The organism is Kitasatospora sp. NPDC053057 (genome assembly GCF_044546945.1).
GTDB lineage: Bacteria > Actinomycetota > Actinomycetes > Streptomycetales > Streptomycetaceae > Kitasatospora.
In genome coordinates, this window is the sequence record NZ_JBITZP010000002.1 from 159380 (window position 1) to 181556 (window position 22177).

The 22177-nt window shown below is 73.3% G+C and carries 18 protein-coding genes; 8 read left to right on the top strand and 10 right to left on the bottom strand.

Annotation, left to right across the window (positions count from 1 at the left end; translation table 11 throughout):
- Positions 1-129 precede the first annotated feature (129 nt).
- From ACIG5E_RS03360 to pdhA, 3 genes are read right to left on the bottom strand one after another with little or no spacing between them, the layout of a single operon-like run.
- A complete protein-coding gene (locus tag ACIG5E_RS03360) occupies positions 130-1446 on the bottom strand; it encodes a dihydrolipoamide acetyltransferase family protein (protein ID WP_396531448.1) in 1317 nt (438 codons plus the stop codon).
- Between the two features lie 5 nt (positions 1447-1451).
- Positions 1452-2447, bottom strand: a complete 996-nt coding sequence (locus ACIG5E_RS03365) for an alpha-ketoacid dehydrogenase subunit beta (protein ID WP_396531183.1) — start codon at positions 2445-2447, stop codon at positions 1452-1454.
- Positions 2447-3586 (bottom strand): pyruvate dehydrogenase (acetyl-transferring) E1 component subunit alpha, encoded by a 1140-nt coding sequence (gene pdhA / locus ACIG5E_RS03370; protein ID WP_396531185.1) that lies wholly within the window; start codon positions 3584-3586, stop codon positions 2447-2449. Before pdhA ends, ACIG5E_RS03365 begins: the two co-directional genes overlap by 1 nt.
- 149 nt (positions 3587-3735) lie before the next feature.
- Here pdhA and ACIG5E_RS03375 point away from each other — a divergent pair, with 149 nt between their 5' ends.
- Positions 3736-4197 (top strand): Lrp/AsnC family transcriptional regulator, encoded by a 462-nt coding sequence (locus tag ACIG5E_RS03375; RefSeq protein ID WP_396531186.1) that lies wholly within the window; start codon positions 3736-3738, stop codon positions 4195-4197.
- Between the two features lie 12 nt (positions 4198-4209).
- On the opposite strand, the gene ACIG5E_RS03380 is transcribed toward ACIG5E_RS03375, so the two are convergent.
- Positions 4210-4794 carry a TetR/AcrR family transcriptional regulator gene (locus tag ACIG5E_RS03380; protein ID WP_396531188.1) on the bottom strand — a complete coding sequence of 195 codons (585 nt, stop codon included), beginning with the start codon at positions 4792-4794 and terminating at the stop codon, positions 4210-4212.
- A 302-nt stretch (positions 4795-5096) separates the two neighbouring features.
- Here ACIG5E_RS03380 and ACIG5E_RS03385 point away from each other — a divergent pair, with 302 nt between their 5' ends.
- The 3 genes from ACIG5E_RS03385 (at position 5097) to ACIG5E_RS03395 (ending at position 9918) form a co-directional block, all read left to right on the top strand.
- A complete protein-coding gene (locus tag ACIG5E_RS03385) occupies positions 5097-6362 on the top strand; it encodes a glycosyltransferase family 39 protein (RefSeq protein WP_396531189.1) in 1266 nt (421 codons plus the stop codon).
- A gap of 210 nt (positions 6363-6572) precedes the next feature.
- Positions 6573-8273, top strand: a complete 1701-nt coding sequence (paaN, locus tag ACIG5E_RS03390) for a phenylacetic acid degradation protein PaaN (RefSeq protein ID WP_396531190.1) — start codon at positions 6573-6575, stop codon at positions 8271-8273.
- A 148-nt stretch (positions 8274-8421) separates the two neighbouring features.
- The gene (locus tag ACIG5E_RS03395; protein ID WP_396531191.1) at positions 8422-9918 is read left to right on the top strand and encodes an FAD-dependent monooxygenase; all 1497 of its coding nucleotides are present in this window, start codon (positions 8422-8424) and stop codon (positions 9916-9918) included.
- Positions 9919-10004: 86 nt separating this feature from the next.
- Here the strand turns inward: ACIG5E_RS03395 and ACIG5E_RS03400 are convergent, their stop codons facing one another.
- On the bottom strand, positions 10005-10571 hold the full coding sequence (locus tag ACIG5E_RS03400; protein WP_396531192.1) for a CGNR zinc finger domain-containing protein: 567 nt from the start codon (positions 10569-10571) through the stop codon (positions 10005-10007).
- A 260-nt stretch (positions 10572-10831) separates the two neighbouring features.
- Between ACIG5E_RS03400 and ACIG5E_RS03405 the strand changes: the two genes are divergently transcribed.
- From ACIG5E_RS03405 to ACIG5E_RS03420, 4 genes are all read left to right on the top strand, one after another.
- Positions 10832-13000: a protease pro-enzyme activation domain-containing protein gene (locus ACIG5E_RS03405; RefSeq protein WP_396531193.1), complete on the top strand. Its 2169-nt coding sequence runs from the start codon at positions 10832-10834 to the stop codon at positions 12998-13000.
- Between the two features lie 299 nt (positions 13001-13299).
- Positions 13300-14322 (top strand): XRE family transcriptional regulator, encoded by a 1023-nt coding sequence (locus tag ACIG5E_RS03410; protein ID WP_396531194.1) that lies wholly within the window; start codon positions 13300-13302, stop codon positions 14320-14322.
- A gap of 187 nt (positions 14323-14509) precedes the next feature.
- Positions 14510-14980, top strand: coding sequence for a VOC family protein (locus tag ACIG5E_RS03415; protein WP_396531195.1), 471 nt, complete (start codon positions 14510-14512; stop codon positions 14978-14980).
- Positions 14981-14992: 12 nt separating this feature from the next.
- Positions 14993-15904 (top strand): pyridoxamine 5'-phosphate oxidase family protein, encoded by a 912-nt coding sequence (locus tag ACIG5E_RS03420; protein ID WP_396531197.1) that lies wholly within the window; start codon positions 14993-14995, stop codon positions 15902-15904.
- A gap of 7 nt (positions 15905-15911) precedes the next feature.
- On the opposite strand, the gene ACIG5E_RS03425 is transcribed toward ACIG5E_RS03420, so the two are convergent.
- The 5 genes from ACIG5E_RS03425 to ACIG5E_RS03445 all read right to left on the bottom strand — a co-directional run bounded on the left by ACIG5E_RS03425 (position 15912) and on the right by ACIG5E_RS03445 (position 22058).
- Positions 15912-16679, bottom strand: a complete 768-nt coding sequence (locus ACIG5E_RS03425) for a TrmH family RNA methyltransferase (protein ID WP_396531198.1) — start codon at positions 16677-16679, stop codon at positions 15912-15914.
- A 42-nt stretch (positions 16680-16721) separates the two neighbouring features.
- Positions 16722-18833: an FUSC family protein gene (locus ACIG5E_RS03430; RefSeq protein WP_396531199.1), complete on the bottom strand. Its 2112-nt coding sequence runs from the start codon at positions 18831-18833 to the stop codon at positions 16722-16724.
- A gap of 9 nt (positions 18834-18842) precedes the next feature.
- Positions 18843-20120: an HTTM domain-containing protein gene (locus tag ACIG5E_RS03435; protein WP_396531201.1), complete on the bottom strand. Its 1278-nt coding sequence runs from the start codon at positions 20118-20120 to the stop codon at positions 18843-18845.
- On the bottom strand, positions 20117-20776 hold the full coding sequence (locus tag ACIG5E_RS03440; protein ID WP_396531202.1) for a DUF5819 family protein: 660 nt from the start codon (positions 20774-20776) through the stop codon (positions 20117-20119). Before ACIG5E_RS03440 ends, ACIG5E_RS03435 begins: the two co-directional genes overlap by 4 nt.
- A gap of 94 nt (positions 20777-20870) precedes the next feature.
- Entirely contained in the window at positions 20871-22058 is a 1188-nt protein-coding gene (locus ACIG5E_RS03445) for a rhodanese-like domain-containing protein (protein WP_396531203.1), read from the bottom strand.
- Positions 22059-22177 lie beyond the last annotated feature (119 nt).

Sequence of the window (22177 nt, forward strand, 5' to 3'; positions counted from 1 at the left end):
GCTCATCCGACAAATCACGCGAAGCCCGGACACCCGGCCCGGGAACGCGCTACTCTCGCTCGATCGGCGGTCGCCCTGAGTGCCGAGCAGCACACCCAGGGCGACCCCGCCCTGCTCAGCGCGGTGGGGTCACAGCTGCCGCAGCAGCATCCCCGGCTGCTCGACGCAGTCCGCCACGAACCGCAGGAACCCACCCGCCGTCCCGCCGTCGCAGACCCGGTGGTCGAAGGTGAACGACAGCTGCGTCACCTCGCGCACCGCCAACTCCCCGCCGTGCACCCAGGGTTTGGCCACGATCCGGCCGACCCCGAGCATCGCCGCCTCGGGGTGGTTGAGGATCGGGGTGGAACCGTCCACGCCGAACACCCCGTAGTTGTTCAACGTGAAGGTGCCGCCGGTCAGTTCGGCCGGGGTGAGCGAACCGCTGCGCGCCGACTCGGTCAACCGGCCGAGCTCCTCGCCGAGTTGCTCGGTGCTGCGGGCGTGCGCGTCCCGGACCACCGGGACGACCAGTCCGCGTTCGCCCTGCGCGGCGAAGCCCAGGTGCACCGCCGAGTGCCGGACGATGCCCGAACCGTCCTCGGTCACACTGGAGTTGAGCTCGGGGAAGCGCGCCAGCGCGACCGTGCAGATCCTGGCCAGCAGCGCCAGCACGCTCACCTTCGGCCCCGGCGTGGTGTTCAACTGCCGCCGTAGAGCCATCAGTTCGGTGGCGTCCGCGTCCACCCAGCAGGTCGCGGCGGGGATCTCCCGGTGGCTGCGGCTGAGCTTCTCGGCCACCGCCTTGCGCAGCCCGCGCAACGGGACGACGCCCTCCGGCGCGGCCGCCACGGGCGCGGCGACCGCCGGAGCGGCGACCTTGGCCGCGACCGCCCGCTCGACGTCCGCCCGCATGATCAGCCCGTCCGGCCCGCTGCCGGTGAGCGCGGTCAGATCGACCCCCTGTTCCCGGGCCAACCGCCGCACCAACGGCGAGATCACCGGCACCACGACCGGAGCGACCGGCTCAGCCGGAGCCACGACCGCAACAGGGGCAGGAGCAGAAGCAGCCACACCCACCCGGCACCGCCGCACCCCCCTGCTCTCGGCGACCCCGTACCCCACCAACGGCCGCTCGACCTCAGCGGACGAAGCAGACGAAGCACCCGAAGCAGAAGAAGCAGCCGGAGCAACAGCCACGTCCTCCGCCCCACCCCCCGCCGAAGCCACCGCGACCGTCACCAACGGCGCGCCCACGGCGATCTCCTCGCCCTCCGCGCCGTACCGGGCGGTGACCACCCCGCCGTACGGGCAGGGCACCTCCACCACGGCCTTGGCCGTCTCCACCTCCACCACCGGCTGGTCGACCGCGATCACCTCGCCGACCTCGACCATCCAGCGCACCACCTCCGCCCCGGTGAGTCCCTCACCGAGGTCGGGCAGCCGGAACTCCCGTACGACGGGCATCATCCTCAGTCCTCCCACTGCAGCCGGGCGACCGCGTCCAGGATCCGGTCCACCCCGGGCAGGTGGTGGTGCTCGAGCATCGGCGGCGGGTACGGGATGTCGAAGCCGGTGACCCGCAGCACGGGCGCGGCCAGGTGGTGGAAGCAGCGCTCGGTGACCCGGGCGGCGATCTCCGCGCCGGTGCCACCGAAGCCGCTCGCCTCGTGCACCACCACGGCCCGGCCGATCGAGCGCACCACCCGGGTGACCGTCTCGTCGTCGAAGGGCACCAGGGTGCGCAGGTCCAGCACGGCGAGGTCCCAGCCCTCGGCCCGCGCCGCCTCGGCCGTCTCCAGGCAGACGGGCAGCGAGGGGCCGTAGGTGATCAGGACCGCCGACGTGCCGTTGCGCCGCAGCACGGCCCGGCCGATCGGCTCGACCGGCGCCGCCGGATCGAACTCGGCCTTGCCCCAGTAGAGCCGCTTGGGCTCCAGGAAGACCACCGGGTCGTCGGAGGCGATCGAGGCACGCAGCAGCCCGTACGCGTCGGCGACCGTCCCCGGGGTGACCACGTGCAGGCCGGGGGTGCTGGTGTAGTACGCCTCGGAGGCGTCGCTGTGGTGCTCGACGCCGCCGATGCCGCCGCCGTACGGGATGCGCACGGTGATCGGCAGCGGGAGCTTGCCCGCCGTGCGGTTGCGCATCTTGGCGACGTGCGAGAACAACTGCTCCAGCGCCGGGTAGGCGAAGGCGTCGAACTGCATCTCGACCACCGGGCGCAGCCCGTACATCGCCATGCCGATCGCGGTGCCGAGGATGCCGGCCTCGGCGAGCGGCGTGTCCAGGCAGCGGTCGGGGCCGAACTCGGCGGTGAGCCCGTCGGTGATCCGGAAGACGCCGCCGAGCGCGCCGACGTCCTCGCCGAGCACGTGGACCGTCGGGTCCTCGCGCAGGGAGTCCCGCAGTGCGGAGTTGAGCGCCTGCGCCATGCTGGCGGTGCGGGAGGAGACTGCGGTGGACATCAGTGCTGCACCTCGGCCTCGGCGGCCAACTCGGCGGACAACTGGGCGGCCTGCTCGCGCAGTTGAGGGGTGGGCTCGGCGTAGACGTGGGCGAACAGCGCCATCGGGTCGAGCTCCGGGTCGGCGTGGAACTCGGCCCGCATCCGGGCCGCCAGCGCCTCCGCCTCGTCCGCCGCGTCCTGCACCAACCCGTCGTCCAGCAGGTTCAGTTCGCGCAGCGCGCGGTCCATCAGCAGGATCGGGTCGTGCTCCCGCCAGGCGTCCACCTCGGGTTCGGTGCGGTAGCGGGTGGCGTCGTCGGCGTTGGTGTGGGCCTCGATCCGGTAGGTCAGCGCCTCGACCAGGGTCGGACCCTCGCCGGCCCGGGCGCGCTCGACGGCCTCGGTGAGGACGGAGTGCACGGCGGGCGCGTCGTTGCCGTCCACCAGCCGGCCCGGCATGCCGTAGCCGACGGCCTTGTGGGCCAGGCTGGGCGCGGCGGACTGGGCGCTGAGCGGGACGGAGATCGCGTAGCCGTTGTTCTGCACCAGGAAGACCACCGGAGCCCGGAGCACGGCGGCGAAGTTCAGCGCCTCGTGGAAGTCGCCCTCGCTGGTGCCGCCGTCGCCGAGCATGGCCAGGGCGACCACCGGCTCGTCGCGCAGCCGGGCGGCGTGGGCCAGTCCGACGGCGTGCGGGGCCTGGGTGCCGAGCGGGGTGCAGAGCGGGGCGGTGCGGCTGGCGCGCGGGTCGTAGCCGGTGTGGGCGTTGCCGCGCAGCAGCGTCAGCGCCTCCAGCGGGTCGACGCCGCGGGAGACCACGGCGAGGGTGTCCCGGTAGCTGGGGAACAGCCAGTCGCGCTCGCCGAGCACCAGCGCGGCGGCGACCTGGCAGGCCTCCTGCCCGGTGGAGGCCGGGTAGACGGCGAGGCGGCCCTGCTTGGTCAGGGTGGTGGCCTGCTGGTTGTAGCGCCGGCCGACGACGAGTCGCCGGTAGAGCTCGCGCAGCAGCGCCGGGTCGTGCTTCTCCAGCGCGGGGGTGCCGAGCACCCGGACGGGGGAGACGTCCGGGAGGAGGGGGGCCGGATCGGTGCGCGGGGCGGTCGCTCCGGGCATCCAGCCGGGCACGCCCGTGTGGTGTCTGTGGTCGAGAACGGTCATCTCGGGGCACCTCCATGGGTAGCGGGGGCTCCCTACCGATTGTTCGGTCGTCTGTTCATCTTGACCAGAAGCGTGACAAGGTGGTGGACATTCGGCCTGAGCGGCGGTCGACTGGTGGCAGTGCGTCCAATCGGTGAGGGTGGGGGGTCATGTCGGCTGAACAGATGTCCAGACTCGACCGGGTCGACCGGTCGATCCTGCGGCTGCTGCAGCAGGACGGTCGCGCCTCCATCCGCTCGGTGGCCGAGCGGGTGCACGTGTCCCGGGCCAACGCGTACGCCCGGATCTCCAGGATGGTCGAGGACGGCATCATCCGCGGCTTCACCGCCAGGGTGGACCACGAACGGGCAGGTCAGGGCGCGTCCGCGTACATCACCCTGAAGATCGTCCAGAACTCCTGGCGCATTGTGCGCGAGCAGCTGCTGGAGCTGCCCGGGGTCGCCCACATCGCACTGGTCGGCGGGGACTTCGACGTCCTGCTGCTGGTGCACACCGCCGACAACCACGCCCTGCGGGAGCTGGTGCTCAACCGCATCCAGTCCATCCCACAGGTGCTCGGCACACGAACCATGCTGGTGTTCGAGGAGACCGACCAAGTCCCCCCGGACTAGAGCGCTACGGCGTCAGCGGGCCCGCAGCCCGTCGAAGGCCAGGTGCACCACGGCGTCCGCGACGCCGTCCGCCCCCTTCAGGCCCGGCCGGTACCACTCCACGATCGAGTTGATCATCCCGAACAGCAGCCGGGTGGCCAGCCGCGGCTCCACGTCCCCGCGCAGCGCGCCGTCCGCGACGGCCGCCCGCACCAGCTCCGCCACCTGGTGGTCGAAGTCCCGCCGCCGCTCCAGCGCCCACAGCTCGGTGGCCGTGTTGCCGCGCACCCGCAGCAGCAGCGTCACGTACGGCAGCTCCGCCAGCAGCACCTCCGCGGTGCGCCGCACCACGTGCTCCAGCCGCTCCACCGCCGGGCCCCGCACCGCGGCCGGCTCGGCCAGGATCGCGAACAGCCCGTCCAGCGCCCGTCCGACGGCCAGCCGCAGCAGCTCCTCCTTGCCGCGGACGTGGTGGTAGATGGAGGACTTGGAGATCCCGGCCGCCCGGGAGAGGTCCTCCATCGAGGTGCCGTCGTAACCGCGCTCGTTGAACACGTCGACGGTCACGGCGAGCAGTGACTCGACGGTGTAGGCGGTGCGCGTGGTGTGATCGGCCATCCTCCGAGTATCCCCGGACGCCCCACGGGCCACTCGATCGGGTCCGTTGGTCCACACCTCCCGAAAGGGGCAGGGCCTAGGGCCCGTCTTCAAACTCCCGTCGTCCGCCCGGAGGGCGGGCGGGGCGGCGTTGGGGTGCGTGCATCGCAAGGCGGAGGAGGGAGGCGATGCGGAGCATCGGGCGACCGACGACAACGCGGCGAGGTGCGTGCCCCGGCGTCGCGCCGCAGGCGGGAGTTTGAAGACGGGCCCTACAATCTGCGGACGATCGTCCACGTCCAGCAGGCTGGGGTCCACAGCTGATGAACGCAATACCGGCAGTCTCCTCCGACGTGCCCGAGCAGCGCAGCGAGGAGCCGGCGGACGTCCCGCACCCGTGGCAGGAGCGTGCGCGGGCCCTGGTGGTCCGCTTCGGCCCGGCCGTGTGGTGCTACGCGGTGCTCAAGCTGATCGGCTTCACCGTGTTCATGAAGCTGCTCTCCTTCGCCGGCGACTACGCCAAGAAGCCGGCCCGCTTCGGCGGCGGCGCCCACCCCTGGGACGTGCTGGCCAGCTGGGACGGCTGGTGGTACCAGCAGGTCGCGCAGTTCGGCTACCACCCGGCGCTGATCCCGATCCCGGGCGGCCAGCCCGGCTTCACCATCGAGCAGAACTCGGCCGCCTTCTTCCCGCTCTACCCGGGCCTGATGCGGCTGACCTCGGACGTCACCGGCCTCGGCCTGTACGGCGCCGGGATGCTGGTCTCGGTGCTGGCCTCGCTGTTCGCCGCCGCCGGGGTCTACGCCGTGGTGGAGAAGCTGTCCGACCCCCGGGCGGGCGTGATCGCCGCCGGGATCTGGGCGATCGCCCCGGGTTCGGGCGCCGAGTGGGCGGTCTACTCGGACTCGCTGTTCGTCGCGCTGGCCGCCTGGGCCTGCTACTTCACGATGACCAGGCAGTGGGTCGCGGCCGGAGCGGTCGCCCTGGTCGCCGGGCTCAACCGGCCGACCGCGGCGGCGCTGATCGGCGCCGTCGGCCTGGCCGCGCTGGTCGAGCTGTACCGGCGGGAGAGCGGCGTGCTGCGCCCGCTGGCCGCGATGCTGCTGGCCCCGCTGGGCCTGGTCGGCTACGTGGCCTGGGTGGGCTGGAAGACCGGCGAGTGGGGCGGCTACTTCCGCATCCAGCACGACGCCTGGCTGCACTACTTCGACTGGGGCCAGGGCACCTGGCAGGCGATCCGTGGCGTGCTGCTGGGTCGCAACGACTACCCCTTCGCCTTCCCGGTGCCGGACCTGCTGGCCACCCTGATCGTGTTCAGCCTGCCGGTGCTGATCGTGCTGCTGGTCCGGCTGCGTCCGCCGCTGGTGCTGACCGCCTACACGCTGGCCACGATCGTCTCGGTGCTCGGCAGCCTGGGCATCTTCGGCAACGTCTCGCGCTACCTGCTGCCGGCGTTCCCGCTGTTCATCGCGCTGGCGGTGGGGATGCGCAAGCTCAGCTGGCCGGTGCTGGCGGCCGTGCTGGGCAGCGGCGCGATCGCCTCGGGCTGGTACGCCGGGTACGTGATCTTCGAGCTCGGCGTTCCGTAGACCGGTCCACCCGACTCAGACGAGGGGCGCGTCCGAACCGGACGCGCCCCTCGCGTTCCCGCCGGACTCCGCCCCCACCGGACTCACCCCCCTCCCCGCCGCTGGCTCCGCCCCCTCCCCGCCGGAATCCGTCCCCTGCACCCTCTTGAGCCGACCGATCGTTCGGTTACTCTGTGACGTGTCCCGTCCTCCCCCCTGAGGAGCGCACAGATGTCCGCAGCGGTCACCCACCCCCTCGTCAGCGAGCTGGTCGAGCGCCACCAGGCCACCCTGGACGCCGCGCTCTCCGCCGCCGCGAAGCGCGACTACTGGTCCGCTTACCCCGAGTCCCCGAAGGCCTACGGCGAGAGCGGCCCCGCCGACGGCAAGGCCGCCTTCGACGAGCTGCTCGGCAAGCCCTTCGTCCTCGACGGCCACCCCACCGACGGCGACCAGGTCGGCGGCGAGGCCTCCCCGTACGGCATCGAGCTGGGCATCACCTACCCGCACGCCGACCCGGACGGGCTGATCGCCGCGATGCGCGCCGCCCAGCCCGGGTGGGCCGCCGCCTCCCCGCTGGAGCGCGCCGCCGTCTGCCTGGAGATCCTGCACCGGATCAACGCCCGCTCCCACGAGTTCGCCCAGGCCGTCATGCACACCACCGGCCAGGCCTACGGCATGGCCTTCCAGGCCGGCGGCCCGCACGCCCAGGACCGCGGACTGGAGGCGGTCGCCTACGCGTACGCCGAGCAGACCCGGCTGCCCAGGCAGGCCGGCTGGACCAAGCCCCAGGGCAAGCGCGAGCCACTGGTGATGACCAAGGAGTTCACCGTCGTCCCGCGCGGCCTCGCGCTGCTGATCGGCTGCAACACCTTCCCCACCTGGAACGGCTACCCCGGCCTGTTCGCCTCGCTGGCCACCGGCAACCCGGTGCTGGTCAAGCCGCACCCGCGGGCCGTCCTGCCGCTCGCGCTGACCGTGTCCATCGCCCGCTCGGTGCTCACCGAGGCCGGCTTCGACGCCAACCTGGTCTGCCTGGCCGCCGAGCACGAGGGCGGCACCGTCGCCGCGACCCTCGCGGTCCGCCCCGAGATCAAGATGATCGACTACACCGGCTCCACCGCCTTCGGCGACTGGCTGGAGGAGCACGCTAAGCAGGCCCAGGTCTACACCGAGAAGGCCGGCGTCAACGCGGTCGTCATCGACTCCACCGACGACTACAAGGGCATGCTCGGCAACCTCGCCTTCGCCCTCTCGCTCTACAGCGGCCAGATGTGCACCACCCCGCAGAACGTCCTGATCCCGCGCGGCGGCATCGGCACCGACCAGGGCGACAAGTCCTTCGACGAGGTCGTCACCGACCTCGCCGCCGCGATCGAGGGCCTGCTCTCCGACGACGCCCGCGCCGCCGCCATCCTCGGCGCGGTGGTCAACCCGGGCGTGCTGCAGCGCTCGGCCGCCGCGGCCGGCGGCGAGTACGGCGAACTCGCCCTCGCCCCGCGCGCGGTGGTCTCGCCCGACTTCCCCGGCGCGACCGTCCGCACCCCGGCGCTGGTCAAGCTCAACGCCGACAAGCCGGACGACCGCGCGGTCTTCCGCACCGAGTGCTTCGGCCCGGTCTCCTTCGCCGTCGCCGTGGAATCCACCCCCGCCGCCGTGGAGTTGCTGCGCACCACGGTCCGCGAGAAGGGCGCCATGACGGCCTCCGGCTACACCACCTCGCCCGAGGTGGAGGCCCTGCTGGTCGAGGCCGCGCTGGACTCCGGCGTCTCGCTCTCGCTCAACCTCACCGGCGGCGTCTACCCCAACCAGACCGCCGCCTTCTCCGACCTGCACGGCACCGGCGCCAACCCGGCCGCCAACTCGGCCTACTGCGACGGTGCCTTCGTCGCCAATCGGTTCCGCACGGTGGAGATCCGCCGGCACAGCTGAGCCGCCGTACGCGTGCACCCGGTCCCCCGGTGGTCATCGACCACCGGGGGACCGGCGGTTCACGGCTCCGCGGGCGCCAGCGATGATGGAGGCTGGGAGAACGCCGGAAACGGCGTCCAACCGCCCTCCGAACAACGGGAGCTGATACATGGCCGTGAAGCCGACCACCGAAACCGACGTCATCGTCGTCGGCGCCGGACCGACCGGACTGCTGCTGGCCGGCGACCTCGCCGCCGCCGGGGTCGGCGTCACCGTCCTGGAGAAGCGCGCCACCGAGTCCAACCTCACCCGGGCCTTCGCCGTGCACGCCCGCAGCCTGGAACTGCTGGACGCCCGCGGCCTCGCGGACGACCTCATCGCCGCCGGCCGCCCGCTCGGCGGACTGAAGATGATGAACCGGCTCGGGATCGACCTCAGCTCGCTGCCCAGCCGCTTCCCGTTCGTCCTGATCACCCCGCAGTACAACGTCGAACGGCTGCTCCAGGAGCGCGCCGAGCGGGCCGGCGCCGTGATCCTGCGCGGCGCCGAGGTCACCGGCCTGCGCCAGGACGCCGAGGGCGTCACCCTGGAGACCCACGACGGGCGGAGCCACCGCGCCCGCTACGCGGTCGGCACCGACGGCGTCCGCTCCGCCGTCCGCGAGCTGCTCGGCATCCCCTTCCCCGGCGAGTCCGTGGTCGACTCCGTGATGCTCGCCGACGTCCGGCTGGAGCGCGAGCCCGCCGACGCGATCGCCATCGGCGCCAACAAGGCCGGCTTCTCCTTCGTCGTCCCGTTCGGCGACGGCTGGTACCGGGTCATCGCCTGGGACCGCACCGAGCAGCACCCGGACGGCGCCACCCCCACCCCCGAGCAGCTCACCGCGATCGTCCAGGCCACCCAGGGCGAGGACTACGGCCTGCACGACGTGCGGTGGAGCTCCACCTTCCACAGCGACGAGCGCCAGGCCCCCAACTACCGCTCCGGCCGGGTCTTCCTGGCCGGCGACGCCGCCCACTGCCACTCCCCGGCCGGCGGCCAGGGCATGAACACCGGCCTCCAGGACGCCGCCAACCTCTCCTGGAAGCTCGCCGCCGCCCTCCGGGGCCGGGCCACCGATGCCCTGCTCGACACCTACCAGGCCGAGCGGCACCCGGTCGCCAAGACGGTGCTGCGCACCTCCGGCGCGCTGATCCGGATCGCCCTCGCCGAGTCCGCCCCCACCCGCGCCCTGCGCGGGGCGCTCACCGCGATCGGCGGCCACCTCGACCTGCTCACCGAGCGCGGCGCCCGGATGGTCTCCGGCATCGAGATCTCCTACCCCGCCCCCAAGGGCGCCCACCCGCAGGTCGGCAAGCGCGTCCCGGACCTGCGGCTGACCGCCCTCAGCAAGCCCGCCGAGGACGCCCCGGGCGGTCCCGAGCGGCTCTACGAGGCGCTGCGCGCCGGAAAGTTCGTGCTGGTCAGCAATGACGAGCTGACCGCCGTCGACCCCTGGACCGACCGCCTGGTCACCGTCGCCCCCGCCGACCCGCACGGCAAGCTGGCCGACACCGTCCTGCTGATCCGCCCGGACGGCTACGTCGCCTGGGCCGCCGTCGATCCCGGCCAGGGCGAACTGCGCGAGGCCCTCACCAGCTGGCTGGGCACCCCCTCCGAAGACTGACCGCCTGACTGACCGACCACCCGGGCGCGGCCGGCGGATCCACCCCCGGCCGCGCCCGTCCCGCCGACCCTTCGTTCGGTCGTCGGTTAACCCCGCGCCTTCACGTAGTGCCGCGCAGCCTTCGCCCGATTCCCGCAGACCGCCATCCGGCACCACCGCCGGCGACCGTTCTGCGAGGCGTCGAAGAAATGCAGAATGCACGCCTCGTGTGCGCACTGCTTCACTCGGTGAGCACCCTGTCCGAGCAGCGTGAGGAAGTCGTCCGCCGCCAGCCAGGGCGCCAGCCACTCCGGCCGGTCGGCCTCGACCCGGTCCTCGGCGCCGCCCGGTCCGGCCGTCCGCCGGATCCGTCCGTGCGCCAGCACCGCGTCCAGCCCGTCCCGCGCCCGTGCGCTCAACTCGCCCTGCTCGCGGGCGTCCTGGGCGGCCAGCTCGATCGCCTCACGGGCCTGCCGGATCGCCGTCAGCCCCGCCTCGTCGGCCGCGCAGCGCCCGCTCAGGCCGTTGGTGGAGAGCCAGATCCCGTACTGCTCGACGCCGGTGAGCGCGTCGTTGACGGGCGTCCCGGCCCAGCGCGTGTTGAGCAGGTCGAGCGCCAGCGGCTCGCCGATCAGCGGTCGGTGGTCCCTCGGGTCCGGCATCACGTCAGTCATCGCTCTCCCTCGGCTCGGTCCGATTCTACGGCCGCGCCCCGCGCCGTGAATTGGTATGGACCGACGCCGGAATTCCGCCCATTCACTGTATGGAATCCCCGGCTTTCCGCGCCTCCACAGTTGACTGTTTTTTAGCAACGAATTGCCCGACCATGATCCAAAGCGTCGATCCGCTCTGACATGTTCTAGCCAGCGTTCCCGAACCCCTCGGAACGCCTTGCCCCTTGCCGGCTCCCCACAGCCGGCCGGAGGAGGATCCGTTGCGCCACCGTTCCCTCGCCGTCGCCGCCGCGATAGCCGTCCTGCCGCTGACCGCCGTCTCGCTCGGCGTCTCCACCGCGCAGGCCGCCACCCCCCACGCCGCCCCGCGCGTCGCCCTGCCGAACACCGTGAACCCCGCGGTCGCCCACTCCGAGAAGAAGGGTGACGTCCCGGCCGAGCAGCAGATCTCGGTGGCCGTCAACCTGAAGCTGCGCAACGCCGCCGAGCTGGACCGCTTCCTCACCGCGGTCACCACCCCCGGCGCCCCCGAGTACGGCCGGTACCTGACGCCGGAGCAGTTCGCCGCGCAGTTCGGCCCGACCGAGCAGGACGTCCAGCAGGTCAAGGCGTACCTGGCCGCACAGGGCCTGACGGTCAGCGGCGTGAGCGCCAACCGCCAGGTGGTCAACGCCCACGGCACCACCGCGCAGGTCTCGCAGGCCTTCGGCACCCACGAGAGCGCCTACGTGGACCCGCAGCAGCAGCGCACGTTCTTCGCCAACGACGACGCCGCCTCGATCCCCTCCGACCTGGCCTCCGTGATCCAGGGCGTGAGCGGCCTGGACAACCACGCGGTGCGCAAGAACCACCTGTCCAAGCCGAACTCGGTCACCCCGAACGCCGCCACCTCGACCCCGAGCGGCATGACCCCGGCCCAGTACCAGGGCGCCTACAACCTGGACAAGACCGGCGCCGACGGCACCGGCACGACCGTCGCCCTCTGGGAGTTCGACGGCTACAAGTCCTCCGACCTGACGAGCTACGACGCCCAGTACGGCCTGACCGGCCCGGCCGTCAGCACCGTCTCGGTGGACGGTGCCTCCTACGACTCCGCGCCCGGCCAGGGCGAGGGCGAGGTCGAGCTGGACAGCGAGATCGTCCGCGGCGCGGCCCCCAAGGCCACCCAGCTGGTCTACGAGGCCCCGAACAACGACCAGGGCGAGATCGACATGGCCAACAAGATCGTGGCCGACAACAAGGCCACGGTCATCTCGATCTCCTGGGGCTCCTGCGAGCCGGACACCACCGCCGCCTCGATGACGGCCGTCGACAACGCCTTCAAGCAGGCCGCCGCCCAGGGCATCTCGATCTTCTCCGCCTCCGGCGACGACGGCTCGCGCGACTGCACCCGCTCCACCAGCGGCGCGACCGTCAAGTCGGTCGACTTCCCGGCCTCCAGCCCGCACAACACCGGCGTCGGCGGCACCAACCTCCAGGTCAGCGGCGCCAACGGCTACTCCTCGGAGAGCGCCTGGAGCACCGCCGGCGGCGGCGTCTCCACCGTCTTCGGCAAGCCGAGCTGGCAGACCGGCACCGGCATCAACGGCACCATGCGCACCGTCCCGGACGTCTCCTCCAACGCCGACCCGCAGAGCGGCTTCGCGGTCTACACCGGCGGCGCCTGGCAGGTCATCGGCGGCACCAGCGCGGCCGCGCCGCTGTGGTCCGGCTACGCGGCCCAGTTCAACCAGAAGGCCAAGGCCGCCGGACAGCCCGCCCTCGGCGAGGCCAGTCCGAAGCTGTACTCGGTCGCGAACGGCGCCGGCTACGGCAGCGCCTTCCACGACGTGACCACCGGCGCCAACCAGGACTACTCGGCCGGCCAGGGCTACGACCAGGTCACCGGCTGGGGCAGCCCGGTCGCCGACGCCCTGACCACCGCCCTGCTCGGCGGCACCACCGGCGGCACCACCCCGCCGACCACCGCCGGCTGCACCCCCGCCCAGCTGATCGGCAACGGCGGCTTCGAGACCGGCACCCCCGCCCCGTGGACGGCCTCCGGCAGCGTGCTCGACAACGGCACCTCCGAGCCGGCCCACTCGGGCGGCTGGAAGGCCTGGCTGGACGGCTACGGCTCCGCCCACACCGACACCCTCACCCAGACCGTCACCGTCCCGGCCGGCTGCAAGTCCGCGACGCTGACCTTCTGGCTGCACGTGGACACGGCGAAGACCGACCCCACCCCGACCGACACGCTGACCCTCCAGGCCGGCTCGACCACCGTGGGCACCTGGTCCAACGCGGACGCGGCCTCCGGCTACGTCCAGCGCACCGTGGACCTGTCCGCCTACGCCGGCCAGACGGTGGACCTCACCTTCACCGGCACCGAGGACGGCAACGGCCAGACCAGCTTCGTGATCGACGACGTCGCCCTGAACGTCAACTGATCACCGGCCGGTAGCACCACCCAGACCCCCGCCGGGGCGGCGCCGACAGAGCCCGCCCCGGCGGTGTCCGTTTCCGCCCGGTTCCCCGCCTCCCCGGGCCCGCGTTCCGTCCGTGTTTCCGGACTGTTTCAAGATCGATAACCCTCCGGCCCACCTGCCGTGACCACTGTCATACGCGCGACTGATGACGTAGCCTCTCGACCGTGCATAGGGTTCCCCAAAGCTCGGTGAAGCCGCTGACGGCGCACCCCGGCATCGGCCCGGTGCCACCGAACTCACCTGGTGGGGAGGGTCACCGCATGGCCGCACAGCAGCCTCAGGACGCCGCGCGGCTGCGGCTGGTCGGATCGCGTACGGAGCGACCCGATCCACCCGTGCCCGCGCCGTCCCCGAACCCGGCCCCCGCGCCGTCCGCCGGTCGGCCCGCCCCGGCCGGCGGCTTCGCGGACGCCCTGCACCTGGCCATCGAGGCCAGCGGCCTCAGCCTGGACCGGATCCGCGCCGCCCTCGCCCAACGGGGCGTCAGGGTCAGCGTCACGACGCTCAGTTACTGGCGCCGCGGCCGCAGCCAGCCCGAACGGGCCAGCTCGCTGCGCGCCGTCCACCTGCTGGAGGAACTGCTCGGCCTGCCGCACAGCGCGCTCTCCTCGCTGCTCGGCCCGCCGCGCCCGCGCGGCCGCTGGGCCGCCACCGCCAACACCCTCCACCTCGGGCTGGAGGACGTCTGGCCGGGCGAGCAGGAGATCGCCGCCATCTTCACCGAGCTGGACGCCCCGCCGGCCGGCGAGCTGGAGCGGCTCAGCATCCACGACTCGTACTACGTGGACGCCGAGCGGCGCGCCAACCTGCTGCGGATGCGCCAGGTGGTGCGCGCCACGGTCGGCGGCGTCGGCCGCTGCCTGGTCGTGCACAAGGCCGACGAGGAGGCCACCGGCTGCCCGGAGATCACCTCGGTCCGGCACGGCCGGCTGGGCAGGGTCCGCCGCCGCCCGGAGGTCGGGCTGACCGTCGCCGAACTGATGCTGGACCGCCCGCTCGCGCTCGGCGACAGCACGGTCTTCGAGTACGAGGTGGAGATCCCGCCGGGCGGCCCGACCATGGAGTACAGCCGCCGCTTCGCCACCCAGGTGCGCGAGTACGTGCTCCAGGTGCACTTCGATCCGGCGGCCGTCCCCGTGCACTGCGAGCGCTACGACCGCGAGCCGGGCGCCGACGTCGACCACCGCCGCGAGCAGCTGTGGATCGGCGCCTCGGCGAGCGCCCACGTCCTGGCCCCGGACCAGCAGCCGGGCCACATCGGCATCCGCTGGGAGTGGGCCTAACCGCCCCTGCCCCGCCGCCGGCCCCGTCAGACCGTCAGGTCCGACGGGGCTTTCGCGTTCCCGCCCCGAAAACCTAACCACTTCAACGTCCAGTACAGGTTGACGCCTCATCACCTAACCCATAGTCTCATTAATACCGGTTAGGCAGGAGCCTCGCCGGAAGCCCCAGCCCCGGGAGTGACCAGGCATGTCCAGCACCACCCTGCTCCGCACCCTGAAGACCGGCCACGTGGGCCTGAACGTCACCGACCTGAACCGCTCGATCGACTTCTACCGCGCCGTCCTCGGCCTCCAGCTCGCCCACGAGGGCACCGACCCCGAGCGCCGCTACGCCATGCTCGGCCGGGACGGCCGCCTGGTGGTCACCCTCTGGCAGCAGAGCACCGGCACCTTCTCCACCGGGACCCCCGGCCTGCACCACCTCTCCTTCGAGGTGGAGAGCCTCGACGAGGTCCGCGCCACCGAGGACCTGCTGCGCGAGCTGGGCGCCGAGTTCGCCTACGACGGCGTCGTCCCGCACGGCGAGGGCTCCGCCTCCGGCGGCATCTTCTTCAGCGACCCGGACGGCATCCGGCTGGAGATCTACACCCGCACCGGCGTGGACGAGACCACCGGCGAAGCCCCCACCACCGGCGCCCCGACCTGCGGCTTCTTCTAAACGGAGCACACCATGACGACCATCGGCACGCCCTATCACTCCGGTGAGCGGACCGCCCAGGCCCGCGCCGGGGTGACCGACCGGGCCGACCACGCAGGCCGGTCGATCCGCGGCACCGTCCCGGCGGTGGCCGCCCGCTTCCTGACCGAGCGGCGGATGCTGGTGGTCGGCGCCGCCGACCGGGACGGCCGGGTCTGGGCCACCCAGCTGTCCGGCCCGGCCGGCTTCCTGCAGGCCGCGGACGAACGCACCATGACGGTCGCCGCCCGCCCGGCCGAGGCCGACCCGCTGGCCGAGGCCCTGGCCCGCCCGGCGCAGGTCGGCACCATCGCCCTGGACCCGGCCGGCCGCCGCCGGATGCGGCTCAACGGCCGCTCGGCCCCGGACGGCCGGGGCGGGCTGACGGTCCACGCCGAGGAAGTGGTGTCCAACTGCCCGAAGTACATCCAGCGCCGCACCCCGCTGGACCGCCCGGCCGCGGGCTCGCCCCGCACGGTCGCCGAGGGCCCGGCCCTGTCCACGGCGCAGCGGCTCGCCGTGAACACCTCGGACACCTTCTTCATCGCGACCGCCGGCCCGGACGGCCGGGTGGACGCCTCGCACCGCGGCGGCTTCCCCGGCTTCCTGGAGGCGGTGGCGCCCGACACGGTGCGCTGGCCCGAGTACCGCGGCAACGCGATGTTCATGACGCTCGGGAACCTCGAACTGAACCCGCAGGCCGGCCTGCTGCTGCCCGACTGGGAGACCGGCGGGGCACTGCTGATCACCGGCGAGGCCCGCACCGACTGGTCCGAGGAGGCCCGGCAGTGCGCTCCGGGCGCCGAGCGGATGGTCGAACTGACCGTCACCGGTGTCCGCGAACTCGCCGACGCCACCCCGCTGACCTGGACCGATCCCGAGTACTCACCCGCCAACCCGCACTGATCGCGCCTCAGGTCCGTGCCGGCGTTTTTCGCTTCCCGGACATCCAGTGGAAGAGCCCCATCGCCACACTGGTCGCCAGATTGAAACTGGACACCCCCGGCTGCATCGGCACCGCGACCAGCCGATCGGCCCGCGCCTTCAGCTCCGCCGACACCCCGTGCCGCTCCGTCCCGAAAGCGAGCAGCGCATCATCCGGGAACGGCAGGTCCCGGATGTCCGTCCCCTCCGGATCCAGCACGTACAGCGGCCCGGCAGGCAGCTCCGGCAGCGCCACCCGCTCCACGGCCGTGGCGAAGTGCAGCCCCGCACTCCCCCGCAGCACCGTCGGATGCCACGGATCCAGATCCCCCGTGGTCACCACCCCGGTCGCCCCGAACCCGGCCGCCAACCGGATCACCGCCCCGACGTTCCCCAGGTTCCGCGGATTCTCCAACACCACCACCGGAGCCCGCCGCGGCCGCCGCCCCAACACCGCCCGGTTCGCCTCCACCGACGGCCGCACCGCCAACGCGATCACCCCCGTCGGATGCAGCCGCGGCGCCAAGCCCCGCAGCCGCTCCTCCGACACCTCCACCGCCAGCCCGTCCAACAGCCCCACGACATCCGGCGCCAGCTCCTCCGCCAACGCCAACAACGCTCCCCGGTCCCCCGTCAGGACCTGCCGAACCTCACCCCCGAACCGCAGCGCGTGCTTCAGCGGATGAAACCCGTCCAGCAGCACCACCCCCGGCTCCTGCTCGACAACCTGCCACGCCCGCACCACCTCGTCGTCCATCCCCCCACTCTCCCACCCGGGCCCCCGCCCTCCCGAGAGCCCCTACCGTCCCTCCGAACTCCCCCGCAAAGCCCTCTCCAGATCCCGAAGGGCCACCCCCACCAACCGCGTCCCCGCCCGCACCACATCCCCCTGCACCCCCGCCGCCGCCGTCGCCAACCCAGCCTCCAACCGCTCCTGCGCCCCCCGCACCGCCGCGAACTCCACCGGCCGCCCGGTCAGCAACGCCCCCGCCGCGAGCGCCGTGGCCAGCTGCAGCTCCTCCGCGTACTCCGCCGCCCCCGGCACGGGCTCGGCGTCCGCGGCCGGCAGGTGGGCCTCCAGCAGCACGGCCGCCCGTCCGAGGTGTCCGACCGCCGCCCGGGCCCGGTCGATCTGCCGCCGGGTGACCCCGGCCAGTCCGGACTCGTGCCGCCCCGGCTCGGCGTCGGCCCGTTCCATGGCCTGGATGAGCTCGGACCGCGCCTCCCGCGAGTCCAGCAGCGCCGACCGCACGACCCGCCCCCGCGGCATCGCCGGCTGCTCGTAGCAGGCGACGACCGCCGCCGCGTACCGCCCGGCCGCGGCCAGCCACTCGGCGAGCCGTTCCCCGAGCCGGGCGGTCTGCCAGGTGGGGAACAGCGCGTACGTCAGCAGCGCCAGCGACCCGCCGAGCAGGGTCATCCCCACCCGTTCGAAGGCCGTCTCCAGCGGGTTCCCCGCCTGCAGCCCGAGCAGGAACACCACGTACGTCGAGATCCCGACGGTCGTCAGCGCGTACCCGGTCCGGAACGCGAGGTACGCCCCGCCGATGCACAGCACCGCCAGCGCGGCCAGCACCCACTCGCCGGGGTGGGCCAGCTGCACCACCAGCGTCGAGACGGCGACCCCGACGACCGTCCCGACCAGCCGGGCGACCCCCCGGCTGTAGGTCTGGGCGAAGTCCGGCCGCATCACCATCGCGGCGGTCATCGGCGCCCAGTACCCGTGGTGGAACCCGAACGGCCGGGCCAGCAGATAGGCGACCGTGACCACCCCGGCGAGCCGGACGGCGTGCTGGAAGATCGCCGAGCGCGGCCGCAGCTGCCGCCGTACGGTTCGCAGCGCGACCGGCAGCATCCGGGAGATCGACGGCCTGTGCAGCGCCCCGCCGGCCCCGACCACGGGCGTGGTGATGGTGTCCGCGTCACCCCGTTCCAGTGCGTCCGTCGCCTTGCGCAGCAGCCCGCCGAGCCGCCGCACGGAGCGCCGCGCGGCTCCCTGCAGCCGCGGCCCCTCGTCCGTACCGGCGACGGTGAGCAGGGGAGCGGAACGGGGGAGCCGTACCGGGTCGCCGGCGCGGATCGCCCGGGCGAGGGCGTCCATGACCTCGGCGGCGGCCGCCAGCACTTCGCGGGCCCGGTCGCGTTCCGGCCCTTCCTCGGGGGCACCCACCTTGGGGTCGGCGAGCGCGGCGAGGGTGGGGCGGATGCGTTCGGCGATGCCGCGCAGGCCGCGCAGTTCGGGTGGCCGGTGGCGGTCCTGCCAGGGGGTGACGGCGGAGGCGTGCCGGGCGGTCATGAACGGTTCCGGGTCCACGTGCGCGGTCGGGTCCTGCCGCAACCGGCGTGCGTAGTCGGCGAGTTCGGCGTAGGTGTCGGCGAGGGCGTCCCGCTGGGCGGTCCAACTGCCGATCGGCCACAGGGTGATGACGGCGGCCTGGACGATTCCGCCGAACGCGGCGACCAGCCCGTGGCCGAGCGCGGTGGCCGTGCTGACCGGCAGCTGCACGACGATCAGCATCACCGAAACGGTGTTGGTGGCGACGACCCCGGCGGTCGGTCCGATCGCCCAGGCGAGTCCGGCGCCGAAGGCCCAGACCGCGAGCAGCACCGGGAACAGCCCGTACACCCCGGCCGCCAGGTAGCCGAGGAAGGAGCTGATGCCGAGCCCGATCCCGGCTGCGACGGCGAGGCTGGCGCGGGGCCGGAAGCTGCGCTGGAAGGTGGCCGCACCGGCGATGAACGCCCCCATCGCGGCGGAGGTGGCCAGCCGGACCCCGCTGACCGCCAGGATCGGGAACAGCACCAGCGCCACGGCGACCGCCCCGCGCAGTGCCCGCTTGGGATCGGTGAGCGCCCGGTCGAGGGTGAGTCCGGTCCGCGCGGTGTCACGAAGGGCAGCGAACCAGGACATACCGACATCCTAGGGCGCTCTCACCAGCCGCCGCCGGAGTCGCCCGAGCCGCCCGAGCCGCGCCGCCGCCCAGAGCAGTGCGCCGGTCGGCAGGAACACCGCGTCCGCCGCGACCATCGCGAGCGAGAACACCGGCAGCCCGAGCACCACCGCGATCCCCAGGTGCTCGGCCATCATCACCACCAGCAGCACGTTCTTGACCCGCCGGTTGACCAGCGTGAACGGGAAGGCGACCTGCAGGATCACCGTGGCGTACGAGATCAGGAAGACCGGCAGCAGCGCCGAGCCGACCAGCCCGGACAGCCCCGGCCAGGGCGTGAAGTAGTGCAGGTGCAGCGGGTAGTACAACGCCGTGCCGTCCTGCCAGCGCGAGCCCTGCACCTTGTACCAGCCGGCCGTGGCGTAGATCAGCACCACCTCGGCGGCGATCACCAGCATCGCGCAGTTGTGCACCATGTTCGCCAGCGCGTCGAGCACCGCCCGCGGCTCGCCCTCCGGCCGCAGCCGGCCGAGCAGCCACCAGAGCCCGGCCACCGCCCAGAGCCCCCAGAACAGCGGCGCCCAGCCGAGGTACGGGAAGGTCGGGGCGGTCCAGGTCAGGCTGTCGCCGGAGAAGTCACCGGCCTGACACGCCGCCAGCGCCGCGCCGAGCAGCGCCCAGAGCACCACCCCGCTCCGCCCCGGCCCGGGCCGCCGGGCGTCCAGTGACCACACCTCGGCGCAGCGGGTGAAGACCAGGTACACCGCCATCAGGTGGACGACGTTGTCCCCGCCGTCGCCGAGGAGGACGTCGCGGTTCTGCAGCGACAGCACGGTGACCAGGAACAGCACCGTGCTCGCCCTGGTCCGCCAGCCCAGCAGCACGGCCAGGGCGGCCAGCACCGCCAGGTGGTAGACCAGCTCGAACCAGAGCCGCCCGCCGAACCAGGGCAGCACGGTGAACGCCCCGTCGTCGGCCAGCAGCCGCCGGGCGAGCTCCATCGACCACGGCGAGCGGTCGCCGTACAGCACCCGCCGGTTGGGCCACTCGCGCAGCAGGTAGGCGAGCCAGACCAGCCCGAAGCCGATCCGCACCACCGCGGCCTGGTGCCGTCCGAGCGCCCGTCCGGTGAACGCCTCCATCGCCCGCCCGAAGGCCGCCACCGGCCCGCGCGGCGGCACCGGAGCAGACGGCACCTGAGCAGCCGGCACTGGAGCAGCCGGCACGACCGGACCGGACAGCTGCCGCGGAACGCCGTCCACCGGCTCCACGAGCCCGACCGGCTCCACCCCCGATGCCTCGTTCACCCCAACCCCCGGTAGTCCTCGTCCCCGACCGGCCACCACGGCAGCTCCCGCACCTTGGGCGCGGGCGGCCCGGTCTCACCGCTCCACGACGGCGGCGGCACGGTGGCCGTGGTCACCCGGAACTCGATCTCCAGGACGCGCTCGCCGTCCACCTCCCGGCCGATCCGCTGCAGCGCGATCCGCTTGAGGTACTGCTCGGCGAGCTTGCCGCGCGGATTGGTCGGCTTGTCGTCCTGCGGGTCGTGCGAGCCGTCGTAGAAGTCCCAGGCGCGGCGCAGCAGGTTCTGGTCGACGTGGCTGGGCGCCGGGTTGCCCCGGATCGCGGCGATGTCCCGGGCGGTCAGCCCGATCCAGTCCCGGGTCCGGGTGGTGCCGCCGTCCGCGGCGGTGCGCACCCGGGCGTCCAGGCTGACGTTCTGCTGCAGCGGGTTGGGCGCGAACAGCTTCCAGTTCTGCTCGAACTCCGGGTACACCACCCCGTCGACCTCGTCCCGGTACTGCCGGGACAGCACGTTGTCGGGCGCGACGTGCAGGAACACCGCGGCGAGGAACAGCCCGGTGCCGCTCACCAGCAGCGCGGCGGCCAGGCCGAGGACGAGCTGCGCGGGCCCGGACCACACCCTCCCGGGGGCAGGCCGGTCCGTGGTCTCCGTCATGGCCTCCCCCGCCCGATCGGCGCGCCGCCGGCCCGCACCGGCGCGTCGCGCGCCCATCCTGCCCTACCCGTCACCGGGCGGGCACGGCGAGGCGCTACAGCACGAAGGCGGTCTGACCGCTGCTGCTGACCATCGGACGGCCCGCGCCCTCCCAGGCGTACATCCCGCCGTCCACGTTCACCGCCTCCCGGCCCTGCTGAACCAGGTACTGGACGACCTGCGCGGAGCGGCCGCCGACCCGGCAGAGCACGTACAGCTTCTCGTCCGGCAGCTCGCCGATCCGGGCGATCACCTCGCCGATCGGGATGTGCAGCGCACCGTCCACGTGGCCGGCGTCCCACTCGTCCTGCTCGCGCACGTCCAGCAGGGCGGCGTCGGCCGGCACGGAGGCGGCGTCGGTGGTGGGGATCTGCGCGAACATCGTGGGGCTCTCCTGGGGTCGGGTCGGATCAGTGCCATTGTGACCCACCGGCGCCCGGCCCGGAGTTCCGAGCAGCCGCTCCAGTTCGGCCTGTTGCGCGGCGGCCTTGGCGAGCAGCTCCTCGGCGAGCTGTTCCAGCAGCCGGTCCGGATCCTGCGGGGCGAGGGCGAGCAGCTGCCCCATCGGGGTCTGCTCCAGCCGGACCTGCTCGGTGGCGGTCTCGGTGATCTTGGCGGTCAGCCAGTCCAGCCGGCGGCGCAGCCAGCCCAGCCGGTCGGGGGAGTCGACGGCGGGCGCGGCCTCCGGCGCGGTGGACCACTCGGCGGCCAGGCTCTCCAGCGCGGCGGTGTCCCCGTACGCGTAGGCCTCGTTGACCCGCACCAGGAAGTCCGCCCGGCGCTGCTGCTCGGCCCCGTCGGTGGTCAGGTCCGGGTGTGCGCGGCGGACCAGCTCGCGGTAGATCCGCTGGGCCTCCTTCCCGGGGCGCACCCGGGCCGGCGCGGCGGGCGGCGGCGGGGCCTCGTCCGCGCCCTCGCCGGACTTCTCCCGCACCGAGTCGAACAGCGCGTCCAGGTCGGGCAGCTCCTCGACCTGCTGCCGCGCCTCGGCGGCCCGGCGCAGGTCCTCGGGGTCGCCGGTCCGGGCCGCGACGGCCTCGGCGACCAGCGCGTCCAGCTCGTCCAGCCGGGCGTAGAGCGGGCCGAGCAGCTGGTGGTGGATCAGCGCGAAGTTGTCGATCTCGACCCGCAGCGTCTGCACGTCCACGTCCATGCTGAGCCAGGCGAGCTCGGCCGCGGCGACCCGCTCCTCCAGCTCCTGCTGCTCCGGGTCCGTCCAGCGGACGGGGCTCTGCGCGCTCACGGTCTCGCCTCTGTCTCGTCCGGCTGCTGGGTCCTGCGGAGCCGCCGCGCGGGCGGCCCGGCCTGCCACCCTACCGTCGCGTTCCAAGGCCCCGTCCGGGTGAAGCAGGGGTACGAACC